This window comes from Bacillus sp. MT94 (genome assembly GCF_058792475.1).
In genome coordinates this window covers 305,832-319,549 of the sequence record NZ_JBXAEZ010000005.1, presented here as the reverse complement: position 1 = coordinate 319,549, position 13,718 = coordinate 305,832, and the positions used below count along the sequence as shown (strand labels likewise).

Annotated in this window: 12 protein-coding genes; 11 read left to right on the top strand and 1 reads right to left on the bottom strand. The window is 33.0% G+C overall.

Features of this window, described 5'->3' with window-relative positions; genetic code table 11:
- Positions 1–87: 87 nt before the first annotated feature.
- From AC1Q51_RS19750 to AC1Q51_RS19725, 6 genes are all read left to right on the top strand, one after another.
- On the top strand, positions 88–450 hold the full coding sequence (locus AC1Q51_RS19750) for a Na-translocating system protein MpsC family protein (RefSeq protein ID WP_097946989.1): 363 nt from the start codon (positions 88–90) through the stop codon (positions 448–450).
- Positions 451–1,078: 628 nt separating this feature from the next.
- Positions 1,079–2,611 carry an NADH dehydrogenase subunit 5 gene (locus AC1Q51_RS19745; RefSeq protein ID WP_492331668.1) on the top strand — a complete coding sequence of 511 codons (1,533 nt, stop codon included), beginning with the start codon at positions 1,079–1,081 and terminating at the stop codon, positions 2,609–2,611.
- On the top strand, positions 2,611–5,217 hold the full coding sequence (locus tag AC1Q51_RS19740; RefSeq protein ID WP_492331667.1) for a DUF2309 domain-containing protein: 2,607 nt from the start codon (positions 2,611–2,613) through the stop codon (positions 5,215–5,217). The genes AC1Q51_RS19745 and AC1Q51_RS19740 overlap by 1 nt, the downstream gene beginning before the upstream one ends.
- Before the next feature lie 63 nt (positions 5,218–5,280).
- Positions 5,281–5,802: a carbonic anhydrase gene (locus AC1Q51_RS19735; RefSeq protein WP_001086250.1), complete on the top strand. Its 522-nt coding sequence runs from the start codon at positions 5,281–5,283 to the stop codon at positions 5,800–5,802.
- Positions 5,803–6,059: 257 nt separating this feature from the next.
- Positions 6,060–7,085, top strand: coding sequence for an alpha/beta hydrolase (locus AC1Q51_RS19730; RefSeq protein ID WP_001220684.1), 1,026 nt, complete (start codon positions 6,060–6,062; stop codon positions 7,083–7,085).
- A gap of 174 nt (positions 7,086–7,259) precedes the next feature.
- The gene (locus AC1Q51_RS19725; RefSeq protein ID WP_492331666.1) at positions 7,260–8,477 is read left to right on the top strand and encodes an NAD(P)/FAD-dependent oxidoreductase; all 1,218 of its coding nucleotides are present in this window, start codon (positions 7,260–7,262) and stop codon (positions 8,475–8,477) included.
- Between the two features lie 139 nt (positions 8,478–8,616).
- On the opposite strand, the gene AC1Q51_RS19720 is transcribed toward AC1Q51_RS19725, so the two are convergent.
- The gene (locus AC1Q51_RS19720) at positions 8,617–9,186 is read right to left on the bottom strand and encodes a DUF3841 domain-containing protein (protein WP_097947006.1); all 570 of its coding nucleotides are present in this window, start codon (positions 9,184–9,186) and stop codon (positions 8,617–8,619) included.
- A 310-nt stretch (positions 9,187–9,496) separates the two neighbouring features.
- On the opposite strand from AC1Q51_RS19720, the gene AC1Q51_RS19715 reads away from it, so the two are divergent.
- The 5 genes from AC1Q51_RS19715 (at position 9,497) to AC1Q51_RS19695 (ending at position 13,633) form a co-directional block, all read left to right on the top strand.
- Positions 9,497–9,922, top strand: coding sequence for a MarR family winged helix-turn-helix transcriptional regulator (locus tag AC1Q51_RS19715; protein WP_001061041.1), 426 nt, complete (start codon positions 9,497–9,499; stop codon positions 9,920–9,922).
- A 5-nt stretch (positions 9,923–9,927) separates the two neighbouring features.
- Positions 9,928–10,749, top strand: coding sequence for an SDR family oxidoreductase (locus AC1Q51_RS19710; RefSeq protein ID WP_097947008.1), 822 nt, complete (start codon positions 9,928–9,930; stop codon positions 10,747–10,749).
- Positions 10,750–10,821: 72 nt separating this feature from the next.
- Entirely contained in the window at positions 10,822–12,252 is a 1,431-nt protein-coding gene (locus AC1Q51_RS19705; protein WP_098235338.1) for a cryptochrome/photolyase family protein, read from the top strand.
- Between the two features lie 111 nt (positions 12,253–12,363).
- Positions 12,364–12,819, top strand: a complete 456-nt coding sequence (locus AC1Q51_RS19700) for a TspO/MBR family protein (protein ID WP_000749743.1) — start codon at positions 12,364–12,366, stop codon at positions 12,817–12,819.
- 103 nt (positions 12,820–12,922) lie between these two features.
- Positions 12,923–13,633, top strand: a complete 711-nt coding sequence (locus tag AC1Q51_RS19695; protein ID WP_000758821.1) for an alpha/beta hydrolase — start codon at positions 12,923–12,925, stop codon at positions 13,631–13,633.
- Positions 13,634–13,718 lie beyond the last annotated feature (85 nt).

Below are 13,718 nucleotides of genomic sequence, written 5' to 3'. Positions count from 1 at the left end.
TAAATTCTTCTCAATAATTGAAAATAAAATCAATCCGGATTATTATATTGTTATTGTAAATTTATTTTATTGAAGGAGGATACATAGATGAAAAGCTCAAAAGGCTCGATTGAATCAGAGATAAGTAAAGCAATTACTCACTGGGAAAAGGATTACCTAGGACGCGGGTCTATATCCGTTAAGACAGATATATTACGGGATATGATTATCGTAAATTTACAAGGTGTTTTAACGCCGGCTGAATATAGTGTTTGCGAAACAAAAGACGGTATGCTAACGATAAAGAAAAATCGTTCGGAGCTAGTTGAATCTGGAATTGAAGATTTGAAAGAGATTATACTAGAATTAACTGGAGAAAAAGTGAAAAGCTTTCATACGGATATAAGCTCTCGTACTGGTGAACGAGTAATGATTTTTAAATTGTTTCATAATCTTGAGGGAGAATTTTAAAAATTAAAACCACCGTAGGGTTAGTGAGAGATAGGTAAGAAACCTAAAAGTTTTGCACTTTATTTAAATTTATTAACATGATAATAATTAAAAACTTGAAATTATTTACGTATAATGAATTTTGATTGGAATAACCCTCAAAAAAACCGATAAATAAATTGACAAACTGCTTAATATAGTTTATCTTATAATTGTTTTAAAAAATTAATAGATGCTTATTTTAATTGTTTGCTATAATTAAGGCTTTAGCATTTTTTTAATATGTAATATTGACTAAATGAAAAAGTTTCTTAATTGAAAGATAGCGCATAACATAAATTGATATATTGATTGCATAATCTAGGAGATCAGAGATATACTGTTATTTTTAATAGGAGTAATACATACATTACTATCCTCTATAAAATGGGAGCTCTTCAAAAAACTTTATTGAAGTTAGTTGAAGTGAAACCGACAATCTCCATAATTCAATGATGATATAAAATCATTGAATTATGGAAGTTGTCGGTTTTTTTTTATGGGAAAAAACGATGCACTAAAAAGAGTGAATGAAAATTGAAATTTAAAAAACTATCGTAATTAAAAGGAATTTTTATAGGCTATTTTCGCTTAGAAGGGAGTATTTAACATGTTAATTTCGCTGAGTTCATCAACACTGTTAACATTATTTTTTATGGCGCTTAGTGCTTCTTGGCTAAGTGGATTATTGTTTTTAAATGCAAGGATGCCTTTACGTTTTGTTCATATCCATATTGGTATCGCTGCCTTGCCTTCATTGATTTCTTTACTCGCACTTGTTAATAACAATGGAGATAGAGTTGTGGGGCCTTGGCATCTAGATACTTTAGCTTGGTTAATGGCTTTCTTTGTTCTTACAATTGGTTTAATCATTCAGCGTTTTTCTGTACGTTACTTAATGGGAGACCGCTCATATCGAAAATACTTTGCACTTTTTACATTTACTACAGGTGTATCTTCGGTTGCATGGTTAAGTGACGATCTTCGTTTCATGATCATTTGTTGGGGAGCAACGCTTATAGGATTGGTTCTACTCATAGGGCTAAATAAAGGGTGGAAAGTAGTTAGTGAAGCAACTAAAATCTCTGGCTATTTATTTATAATAAGTTGGATTGCGTTGCTATCAGCTATCATTTGGCTTTTTCAAGTAACTGGACAGTGGCAATTAACATCAGTTTTAACGAATGAAAATGTAGCGCTACATGGAACATTGGAGAGAACAGGAATTAACTTATTAATTATATTAGCGGTGATGATTCCAGCAGCACAATGGCCTTTTCAAAGATGGTTAATTGAGTCTGCTGTTGCTCCAACTCCTGTTTCAGCTATTATGCATGCGGGTTTAGTAAATGCTGGCGGTATCATGTTAACTAGATTTTCACCTCTTTTTCATGATGATATTGCACATATCATTTTACTTATTTTCTCTAGTATTTCTGTCTTAATCGGAACAGGAATTAGTTTAGTCCAAGTTGATTATAAACGTCAGCTAGTAGGTTCAACTATTGCACAAATGGGATTTATGCTTATTCAATGTGCATTAGGTGCTTATTTAGCGGCTATTATTCATTTAATTTTACATGGTTTGTTTAAAGCTACACTGTTTTTACAAGCTGGTTCTTCAGTGCAACGTTTTGAGGTAGTGAATCAGTCTAATGAAAAGATGGCCAATCTATGGATTATAGTCGGGCGTGTTTTAGGATTATTTATAGCAATTACTTTCTGGTTTATGACTTCTGGAGAGGGGTATCAACTAGTTAGTGCGTTAATCTTAGGCTGGTCACTATACTTTTCATGGAAACAGCTTGTTGTTTTTGGAGAGGGAAGAATGGGACGAATTGCTGGCGTAATTGTTTTGATTGGATGTTCTCTCATTTACTTTACTGTTCATAATTCTCTTTATAAATGGTTGCATACTGATATTTATCAAAGTGTTCAACCTTCAGCTCCAGCCGTTATCTTTGTTATATGTATTTTACTATTTAGTAGTGTTATTAGTACTTTCGTTACTCGTCATCAATCTTCTACTTTATTCGCTGTACTTTATCTTTGGTTAGTTCGAGTAGGTGAGGCGAGACGAAAGTCAGTAGAAAGTCACCCAGGCTATCTGAAACATTATGTATCAAAGGGAGGTAATTCGTGATGAGCATATCGTCAATATTAAAGAAAGATACAAACATTGATATGCAAGAAAATAATATAAATGATTTAGTTGCATCTGCTAGCCGAGTTATTGCACCACTTTGGCCTATCTCTACGTTTGCAGCTCATCACCCTTGGATGGGACTTGAAAAGCAATCATTTGAACAAGTCGCAAATTGGTTAAAAGAAATTCGTAATGTGGATATGTATCCTAGTACTTCCATGATTCATTCGGCAAAAGCGAAAGGTGAGATTGAGGAATCATTTTTACAAAGTAGTTTGTCTCGTTGGCTGGATTCACAATCTTTTCATATTCCGCGAGAGAAAGCAGAGCGATTTTGCCAAGCGGCTTTAAAGTTAGAAAAATTACCTTCTAGTCTATTATCATCGCCAGAATTAAATAAACTGGCAGACGAAATGAGTTATATAAATACAGGGAGTATGAAAGCCTCTGTTATGCAGCCAATAAGTTCGCTTATAGAGAATCAAAATAGTGAAAACCTATCTGATATTCTTAATTATCATATCATTAAATGGTGTAAATTATATCTTGATGACTCCGGATCAAGTTGGACGATGCCAAATCGAGAGAAAGGTTTTTATCGTGCATGGCAACACCTTATTACATTTGATCCAGCGCTCAGTAAAAATGAGCGTAAAGTTTTAAAAGATTGGCCACAAGATGCCGAAGTAGCTTTAGCGAGAGCGTTATTTGAACTAGGAATTTCTGAATCTAACATACAAGCTTATCTTGAAGGGCACTTACTTTCTTTACCTGGGTGGGCAGGAATGATACGATGGCGCTCACAACAATCAATTCAGGAACAGGGGCTTTTAATAGAATATTTAGCAGTTCGAATTTCTATGGAGCTGGCTATTGCAAAACCTTATTTACCTTTAAAAAATCAAAAGGTTGAGAAAAAAGTTTCGATCGTCCCACTTATAGCTTCTTGGATCTATTGGGGGAATATTTCAACACGGGAATGGTCACAAATGTCTGCAGCTGAACAAAGCGAATTGTTAGCATTTGCATATCGTTTTGATGAAAATATTCGCAGGAAACTTTGGCTGGAAGCTTGGGAACAAACGCATGCAGAGCAATTAAGAGAGAAGATTGCTTCTAAACAACGTGCAACCAATGATAAAAAGCGTGTATTAGCTCAATTAGCATTTTGTATTGATGTACGTTCAGAACCGTTTCGTCGCCACTTAGAAAAACTAGGTCCGTTTGAAACGTTTGGAATAGCTGGTTTCTTTGGGTTACCAATTGCGACTAGTGAACTAGGTAGTAATGACAGCCATCCTTCTTTGCCAGTTATACTGAAACCGAAGCATCAAATAAAAGAGCTTACAGATGAAAATGAATTTAAATCTTATGAGCAACGTAAGAGGGTAGGCAGTTCGGTGCGTTATACATTTAAAACGATGAAACAGAACGTACTGACAAGTATGGCGCTACCTGAGTTAAGTGGTCCTTTACTTGGTCTACAGATGGTGACAAGAAGCTTTGTCCCAAGAGGAGTTGGTGGTTTCATTCGTAAACTTCGTAAAACTATGTTACAAAAACCTGATACAACATTCTCGCTTAATTATGTTCATGACACAAAAGGTGAGATACCTATCGGTTTTACGAAAGAAGAAAAAGTGAACTATGTGCGTCAAACTTTAAAAATGGTGGGACTGACAGAAAAATTTGCTCCTTTAGTTGTAATGTGTGGACATAGTAGTCAAAGTACGAACAATCCTTATGCGGCAGCACTTGAGTGTGGTGCTTGTGGAGGCGCAGCAGGGGGATTCAATGCAAGAGTTTTCGCTACTTTATGTAATCTTCCAGAAGTAAGAGAGGCGTTGTCTGCTGAAGGCATTAACATTCCTGAGGATACCATTTTTGCAGCAGCTGAACATAAAACAACAGTGGACGAATTGGAATGGATTTACGTCCCAGAACTTTCGAAAACTGCGCAAGAAGCGTTTGATTGTATCGAGACGATTATGCCAAATGTGAGCCAACATGCAAATAGAGAACGTTTAACGCAATTACCTAATTTTAAAACGAAAATAAAAAATCCGAGTAAAGAGGCGCATCGATTTGCAGAAGATTGGAGTGAAATACGTCCAGAATGGGGATTAGCGCGTAATGCATCTTTTATTATCGGAAAGCGTGAATTAACTCAAGATTGTGACTTAGAAGGTAGGGCTTTCCTTCATAATTATGATTGGAAACAGGATGAAAGTGGAGATATATTAGCTAATATTATTGCAGGACCAGGAACTGTTGCGCAGTGGATAAATCTACAATATTACGCATCAACTGTAGCTCCTCACTATTATGGTAGTGGAAATAAAACAACCCAAACCGTAACGGCGGGTCTCGGTGTTATGCAAGGGAATGCTAGTGACCTGTTGCCAGGCTTACCTTGGCAATCCGTTATGCAGTCAGATAGTGAGACGTATCATTCACCACTTCGTTTACTAATTGTCATTCAAGCACCTATTGAATATATAGAACGTTTGTTAAATAATGATTTCACATTTCGAGAAAAAGTTCAAAATGGATGGGTTAGACTTGCAAGTGTTGATCCAGAGGGAAGCTGGAAAAACTGGTAACAATTATTATTGTTACTAGCTTAAAAGTTTCATAAATACAATAATGAAGAAAGGGTGCTCCATATGAATTCAAAGAATAAAAAAGTTTTATTATTAACAGACATTGAACACGGAATAGAGCCTAGTATCCAACAAGTAACTAACATTCAACAAGAAAACATGTTGACTATACACAGCTATGATTCTGTAATTGTACATCCTTATGGAGATATAATGAGATCTATTATTATTGCTATTTATCAAGAAAATGTTAAAGAAATTTTTGTTGTCGGAATAGAGGATAAAAAAACTTCTTCAGTTAATCTACAAACTCAACGTGATTTCATAAAAGATAATATAGAATTAGACTATCTCTTTAAAAATTGCATGCCTGAATTTTCAAGTGGTAGCCTTAATCAATGGCTGAGTGGACAAAAAAATGTTAGTGAAAATATTGAAAAGAGTATAGATATGATCCGTCATCATCCATTAGTACCTTCTGATATTGAAGTTCATGGTTTCATAATTGATAGAACGGGTGAAAAAGAAACGGTTGTTAAAGTTTCTGCTAATAAAGTACTGAAACAAATGGATTTTTATGTGTAAGTTATCGATAGATAAGCAACTTTTATTTGGACTTGTGTCCTTTACAAAGAGCAAAAGAAATCTTCTATAAATGGGGATCTTTTGCTCTTTTTGTTTGAATTTTTAATGTGTTTTATAGGAGATACCTAATATGTACATAATAAAAATATATAACTTTTTGCATAAAATTTTAAGGACGGATTAGCAGGCGGAAAATAAAAATTTATGTTGTGATTTATTTCAAGATTATTACTAAAAAGAATGGAGATTCTTTAATTATGAGAATAAAACAGTTAAAACCTAAAGTGATATGGAAAAAAAGAATGTTGCTAACTCTTTTTATTGTTTTCGGATTGATTATTGCGGGGGTTGTTTTTTGGAATGTTTCACCTATTCCGAAAGCGTTTCTCATAAAAAAAGCATTTGAAGGTGGAATGTTTGTTCAATCTAATAATTATAAAAACGCTCTAAAAGAGACACGAATTGTTAAAGATATCAATTATAATTCTAAATTTCCTGATGGTACATTAGACATTATTTATCCCAAAAATTTTATAGGGAAAACACCTGTTATTTTTTGGGTGCACGGGGGTGGATTTGTAGGTGGAGATAAATCAGACATTACTGGTTATGCAGTAGAATTAGCTGCTCGTGGTTATACAGTGATAAATATAAATTACGCTCTTGCTCCTAAAAGAAAGTATCCTACACCAGTACTACAACTTGGTGAGGCTTATGAATATATAAAAGCAAATGCAAAGAAATATAATGTAAAACTAGATGACCTATATTTTGCAGGAGATTCTGCGGGAGCGCAAATATCTGGACAATTTGTTACTATTCAAACATCTCCAGATTATGCGAAATTAACCGGGATTGACGCTGTTGTTGCTCCTTCTACAATTAAAGGTATACTGCTATTTTGCGGCCCGTATAATATGCCTGCATTAGCTAAAATGGAAACATCCAAAGAAGTGCAAGACTTTATGCGTACTACTGGCTGGGCTTACTTTGGGAAAAAGAAATTTGAAACATTACCTGAAATGGAAATCGCCTCTATTTATAAACACGTTACAAAAGATTACCCACCAACGTTCATCACAGATGGAAATACTGCATCATTTGAAGAGCAAGGTAAAGCATTAGCTTCTACTTTACAAAATAAAGGAGTACCTGTAGATACACTTTTCTTTGATAAAAATATCTCTGGCGAGTTAGCACATGAATTTCAATTTAAAATGAACACTTCAGCAGGTGAAGAAGCTTTTAACCAAGTTCTTAAATTTCTAAATGAAAATAAATAATATATATACTATTAACTTTTTATAAGCCTAGTTTAATACTATATATGGGTGAACAAAATATTGCATTAATAATCTAATGGTAGCAAAAATAAATTTGATAAGAAGTATATAGTAAGAATGATTTGGAGATACAGATGGGGATATAACTATTTTATTTAGGACGGTGCACTTTAAATGGATTTACAGAAAGGGAAATTATATTGGAACACAACTTTTTCTAATACACCTTCTTATCCTCGGTTGGAAGAAGATATAAAATGTGACGTACTAATAATAGGAGCAGGAAGTTCAGGTGCTCAATCAGCATACTATTTGAGTGAATCAGATTTAAATATTGTTGTCGTTGATAAAAGAAAGGTAGGACACGGGAGTAACCTTACAAATACAGCACTTATTCAATATTTAGGTGACAAGATGTTTTTTGAACTTGTAAATACATTTGGAGAAGAGTATGCAGTTAAGCATATGAAATTGTGTGAACAAGCTATTAATGATATTGAATATGCTGATCAAAACTTGCCTTATTGCTCTGATTTTAAACGACGTGACAGTTTATATTATGCAACTTATGAAGAGGATATAAAGAAATTAGAAAAAGAACTGTATTATTTACATAAGCATGATTTTAAAGCGACTTGGCTATCAGAGGAACAAATTGGACAGAGATATCCATTTAAAAAACGTGCAGCTATTTATACGTATAATGATGGTGAAATAAATCCTTATAAATTTACACATAGTTTATTAGAACAAGCTGCTAATAAAGGAGTTCAAATTTATGAAGATACAGAGATTGTTGGCAAAAAGTTAGAGAAAGAATGTGCTATCTTTTATACAAAGGGGGGCAATTCTATTACTGCCAATAAAGTAATTGTGGCTGCAGGATATGAAGGGTTGGAATTTAAAAAGGAAAAGAACGCTACACTGATTAGCTCATATGCAGTTGTTACTAATCCTGTAGAAGATTTATCTTCTTGGTATAAACGTACTCTCATTTGGGAAACTGCGAGACCATATATTTATATGAGAACTACTGCAGATAACAGGATTATTATAGGTGGGTTAGATGAAGATACAAACATTGCTCAAGAAAGAGATTCAAAATTAATCCATAAAAAAGAGAAATTAGTAAATGAATTTAATAAGCTCTTTCCCAATATAACAGTTGAACCTGAATTTTATTTAAGTGCTTTTTATGGTGGTACTCATGATGGTTTACCTATAATTGGAATGTATGAAGAGTTTCCAAATTGTCACTTTATCTATGCGTATGGAGATAATGGATTAGTATATAGTATGGTGCTTTCTAAAATTGTTCGAGATATAATTATTAGCGGTTCAAGTCCGGATTTGAATTTATATTTACAAACTAGACCAAAACTAAATGAGTAAGCTACATGTATGCAAAATCATAGTAGTAACGAGTTTATTTAGGGTTCCATTGTAAAAAAAACGCTATTTTAAATGTATTAGTTTAATGTGACTATTTGTTATGTTTATGAATGCTTAAATAAAGCATTTATAAACAATATTATTTGTTAAACCCATTCATCTTACTAATTTCTGTTATTTGTATAATCCATTCTTTTTTTAGGTAGGGTAGAGTTGCTTGGATATGATGATATTCCCATTCTTCCTCAATGGTAGGATAAAGGTTAAATAAGTATTTTTCTTCATCATTTGTTACACTTGCTTTAGGATTGCCAGTGAGTTTAAAATAAATGTCGCACCATCCGCTATAGTTTGTTAACATAAATAAAAAATTAGGGCATGTGAATTCGATGAGGTATATTTCTTTCTCTAATTGAATATCTGATAGTAATTCCCTTGCAGTCTCAAAAGTAGGCTTCTTTTGGTAACCATTGCATGAATGCCATGCCCAAATGGGGAAATCTATAGTAAAGTCAATACCTTTCTGTTTCATGTGTCTTACAATGTATTTATATGCTGTGCAATCTTCTTTACTAACAAAAATAGGATTGGCTATAAGCTTACCTTCATTCAAACGTGTATTTATAGCATTTTTGTTTTGAAAAGTCCATAGGATTGTTGAATCAATAAATGTATTTAAGTTTGATTGTTTATCAAATTGTTTTTTCATCTTTCGCTCCATTTTCTTTTTTATTTTGCAGAATTAAGAATAAATATGACTAATCGGATAATAAGAAATACCTATGCTAGATACAATTGTAAATACTTATTTAAAGTAACAGCAAGGAATAACCTTTGTATATAGAGTGTACAATACATGCAAAACAGGATTAAAGAAGATTTTAAATATAATATGAAATAGTACAAAATAAGAATTTGATACATCTTTTATATATAAACTATTAATTGTAGTTTGCAATTACACATTATAGTTAGTATACTAACTATGTAATTAGTGTACTAACTATATTGGAGGTTATATGAATAATTTAGGCTATTTATTACACAAGGTAAGTATAATGACGAAAACAGAATTATCAAATCAATTAAAAGAATATAAAATAACAGCTCAGCAATGGTCTGTGTTAAAGGATATATCTCTTTATCCAAATGGAACCACCCCAGCTATGATTGCTGAAAGGCTCTTAGCAGACCGTCCAACAGTAACCGGAATTATACAAAGATTATTGCAAAAAGAATGGATTCTTATAAAACATAATCCTAAAGATAAACGGTCACATTTAATATTTTTAACAGATGAAACTAAGACATTAATACAGGAGATAGAAAATGTAAGCGATGAAGTTATAAAAAATGCTACAGCTAGTATTCCTAAAGAGGAAGTAGAAAATACAGTTCGAGTTTTGCAAAGTATGATTCAAAATTTACAAAAAAATAAAGGGTGATTAAAATGATTTTAGTAACAGGTGCTACAGGGAATGTAGGAAAAGAGGTTGTAAAATGCCTAATAAAAAGAAATGCTACTTTCAAAGTCACAACGCGCAGTAGAGAAACTGAAGGAGTGTATTTTGATTTTGAAAACCCTTCATCTGTAAAGGCGGCTTTAACAGGTGTTACTAAAGTCTTTCTAATAAGACCACCACATCTAGCTGATGCAAAAAAGTATTTCCAGCCTGTTGTAGATGCCGCAAAAGAAATAGGTATAAAACACATTGTATTTTTATCTTTATTAGGTGTAGAAAAAAATCCGATAGTACCTCATGCTAAAATTGAAGCTATGATAAAGGCTTCTGGGATCCCTTACACATTCCTAAGACCGAGTTTTTTTATGCAAAATTTATTATCACAACATGGTGATGAATTAAGAAATGAAAAAATAATTGAAGTACCTGCTGGTAAAGGGAAAACAAGTTTTATAGATGTACGGGATATTGGAGAAGTTGCAGCTAAGATATTAACCGAAGAGGGACATGAATTTAAAGCTTATTCTTTAACGGGAAATGAGGCATTAACATATTATGAAGTTGCTGCTATTATTTCAAAAATAATAAATAAAGATATTATTTATACAAATCCAAGTATATTTAAATTTAGAAAAAGAATGATTCAAAAGGGACTTAACAGTGACTTTATTTGGGTTATGATTGGAATATATACAACTGCAAAATTAGGGTTAGCTAAAAAAGTCGCATCAGATTTATCGAATTTACTAGATAGAAGTCCAATAACTATGGAAACGTTTGTTTACGATTACAAAGAATTATTAATATAATAATGCAAAAGTAAAAAAGAGGATTATTCACATAAAGAATCTATTATGTTTTAAGAGTAAGAAGGGATAGCCATGCAAAATAAAATTATTGTTATGTTTCAAAAAGATTTTCGTTTATATGATAACCCAGCTCTATTTGAAGCTGTTCAGTCTGGTGAGGTTCTTCCGGTATATATACAAGATGAAACTTTTTCAATAGGAAGTGCGGCAAAGTGGTGGTTACACCATGCTGTAAAAGATGTAAAGAAGCAACTTGAGGCATTGGGCTCTACTTTAATAATTCGTAAAGGACGTACGGAAGAAGAAATACTTTCTCTCATAGAACAATTAGATATAACGGCTGTATATTGGAATATTTGTTATGATCCGGACAGAGTACAATCTAATCAAAAAATGAAAATGATGTTAGAGGATAAAGGTATTATCTGTAAGGAATTTAATTCGCATTTATTATTAGAACCGTGGATTATAAAAAAGAAGGATAACACTGAATATAAGGTTTTTACGCCTTTTTATAATGCATTTCAAAAGCAGGTAATACCTAAACCTATTAGAAAAGTGCAGAGTATAAAGTGGGGAAGCTCTTTGCCAGCAAGCTTATCTGTTTCAGAATTACACTTGTTGCCGACTATACCGTGGACATCTCATATGGAAGCAATATGGGATCCGACAGAAGAAGGGGCATATAAAACATTCAAGAAATTTTTCTCTAGCAAATTAGCCTCTTATAGTGAAGGAAGAGATTTTCCAGATCAAAATGTCCATTCGATGTTGGCACCGTATCTTTCATTTGGTCAAATATCAGTAAAGCTAATGTTTCATTACTTAATAAATAAAAGTACCGAAAGACAATGTAGTCTTTTTGAAAAACAAGTTAATAGCTTTATACGTCAATTAATTTGGCGAGAGTTTTCTTATTATTTACTATATCATTATCCATTTACAGTATCTAAACCTCTTAATAAGAGCTTTGAAAATTTCCCGTGGGATAAGGAAGAGGAGTTATTAAGCGTATGGCAGAAGGGTGAAACTGGTTATCCGTTTATTGATGCGGGAATGCGGGAGCTTTGGCAAACAGGTTTTATGCATAATCGGGCAAGAATGGCTGTAGCCTCTTTTCTTGTAAAGCATTTGTTAATTCCATGGCAAGAAGGAGCAAAATGGTTTATGGATACACTACTAGATGCTGATATTGCAAATAATACAATGGGATGGCAATGGGTTGCTGGAAGTGGGGCAGATGCATCACCGTACTTTCGTATTTTTAACCCCATCACACAAGGAGAAAAGTTTGATAAAAATGGAGAGTATATAAGAAGATGGGTACCAGAATTAAGCGATATACCGAATAAATATATACATAAACCATGGGAAGCGCCTGCGCATATTTTACAAAAGGCCAATATAAAGCTTGGGGATACATATCCTTATCCGATTGTTGATCATAAGGCAGCACGCGAGAGAGCCCTTTGTGCATATAAAAGTATGAAAGAATTTGTATAAAATAGGTTAAACAATATGTATTTGGAATTTAAATATTAGAATTTTATCCATTACAAGGGCATACTAATCATATAAAGTTTCTATAATCTTCTAGTAAAAAGGAGAATGTTTATGAAAAAATCTAGTATTATAGTATTTTTACTAACATATGGTTTGTTTTATGTTTCTAGTGTTTTATTCCCTATTGATCGTACTTGGTATGATGCGTTAGAAAAGCCGTCTTGGACACCTCCTGGTATGACAATCGGAATGATATGGGCTGTATTATTTGGACTTATTGCATTATCAGTTGCAATTATTTACAACAACTATGGATTCAAGCCAAAAACATTTTGGTTTTTATTCCTTTTAAATTATATATTCAATCAAGCGTTCAGCTATTTTCAATTTAGCCAAAAGAATTTGTTTTTAGCAACAGTAGATTGTTTACTTGTCGCTATTACTACGTTACTTCTCATAGCGGTTTCTTCCAAATTATCTAAAGTATCGACATGGTTGCTAATACCATATTTTTTATGGTCTGCATTTGCTACATATTTATCTTGGACAATTTATAGTATAAATTAAAGACGGAACTAAAAACTTGAGCACAATAAAAATGCTCGAGTTTTTATGTGTGTTAATGATAATCCGAAATATGGAATATATACATCTTATGGAGGTCATCTTTGTGAAGAAATGGATAAAAATTACGCTGTACTCTTTACTAGCTATTTTAATTATAGGAAGTTTTACTTTTTTGACTTGGTCTCAGTTTACTTATAAACCGACGAAAGAGGCTTTGTCGTTAGTAGATGATAAAAAAGATGAAGATAATATCGTTTTTGGAGCGAAAGATGCGAAAGTAGGGGTTATTTTTTATCAAGGAGCTAAAGTAGAAGCTGAGGCTTATAGTTACTTAGGAGAAGCGCTTGCAAAAGATGGGCACTTTGTAGTAATGCCTAAGTTACCATTAAATTTAGCGATACTTGGAATAAATGAGGTAGACAGTGTAATTGAAAAGTATCCGGAAGTTCAAAAATGGTATGTTGCAGGGCATTCAATGGGAGGAGCTATGATTTCTAAGTATGCCTTCCAACATGAAGACAAGGTAGACGGGATTATTTTCTTAGGTTCGTATCCTGCAGATGACTTTTCTACAAAATCGATTCCGATGTTATCAATTTATGGGGAAGTAGATGCTTTAGCAACTGTAGAAAAAATAGAGAACAATAAAAAGTTCATGTCAAAGAATACAACTATGCACATGATAAAAGGAGGAAATCATGCTCATTTTGGCATGTATGGTGAGCAAAAAGGTGATAATGCGAGTTTAATTACGGCAAAAGCACAACGAGATGAAACAGTAAAAGTAATTGAACAATGGTTATTGGAACAATGATAACGAATTTAATAAATCTACCGAAAGAATTATCCAAACGGTAGATGGGAGAGAGAATAAAGAGCCAAATCGTATGAATTGGCTC

Excerpts from the sequence above, each read along its gene's own strand:
- AC1Q51_RS19750 (WP_097946989.1), top strand. The coding sequence starts at position 88 with ATGAAAAGCTCAAAAGGCTCGATTGAATCAGAGATAAGTAAAGCAATT.
- AC1Q51_RS19745 (WP_492331668.1), top strand. The coding sequence starts at position 1,079 with ATGTTAATTTCGCTGAGTTCATCAACACTGTTAACATTATTTTTTATG.
- AC1Q51_RS19740 (WP_492331667.1), top strand. The coding sequence starts at position 2,611 with ATGAGCATATCGTCAATATTAAAGAAAGATACAAACATTGATATGCAA.
- AC1Q51_RS19735 (WP_001086250.1), top strand. The coding sequence starts at position 5,281 with ATGAATTCAAAGAATAAAAAAGTTTTATTATTAACAGACATTGAACAC.
- AC1Q51_RS19730 (WP_001220684.1), top strand. The coding sequence starts at position 6,060 with ATGAGAATAAAACAGTTAAAACCTAAAGTGATATGGAAAAAAAGAATG.
- AC1Q51_RS19725 (WP_492331666.1), top strand. The coding sequence starts at position 7,260 with ATGGATTTACAGAAAGGGAAATTATATTGGAACACAACTTTTTCTAAT.
- AC1Q51_RS19720 (WP_097947006.1), bottom strand. The coding sequence starts at position 9,186 with ATGAAAAAACAATTTGATAAACAATCAAACTTAAATACATTTATTGAT.
- AC1Q51_RS19715 (WP_001061041.1), top strand. The coding sequence starts at position 9,497 with ATGAATAATTTAGGCTATTTATTACACAAGGTAAGTATAATGACGAAA.
- AC1Q51_RS19710 (WP_097947008.1), top strand. The coding sequence starts at position 9,928 with ATGATTTTAGTAACAGGTGCTACAGGGAATGTAGGAAAAGAGGTTGTA.
- AC1Q51_RS19705 (WP_098235338.1), top strand. The coding sequence starts at position 10,822 with ATGCAAAATAAAATTATTGTTATGTTTCAAAAAGATTTTCGTTTATAT.
- AC1Q51_RS19700 (WP_000749743.1), top strand. The coding sequence starts at position 12,364 with ATGAAAAAATCTAGTATTATAGTATTTTTACTAACATATGGTTTGTTT.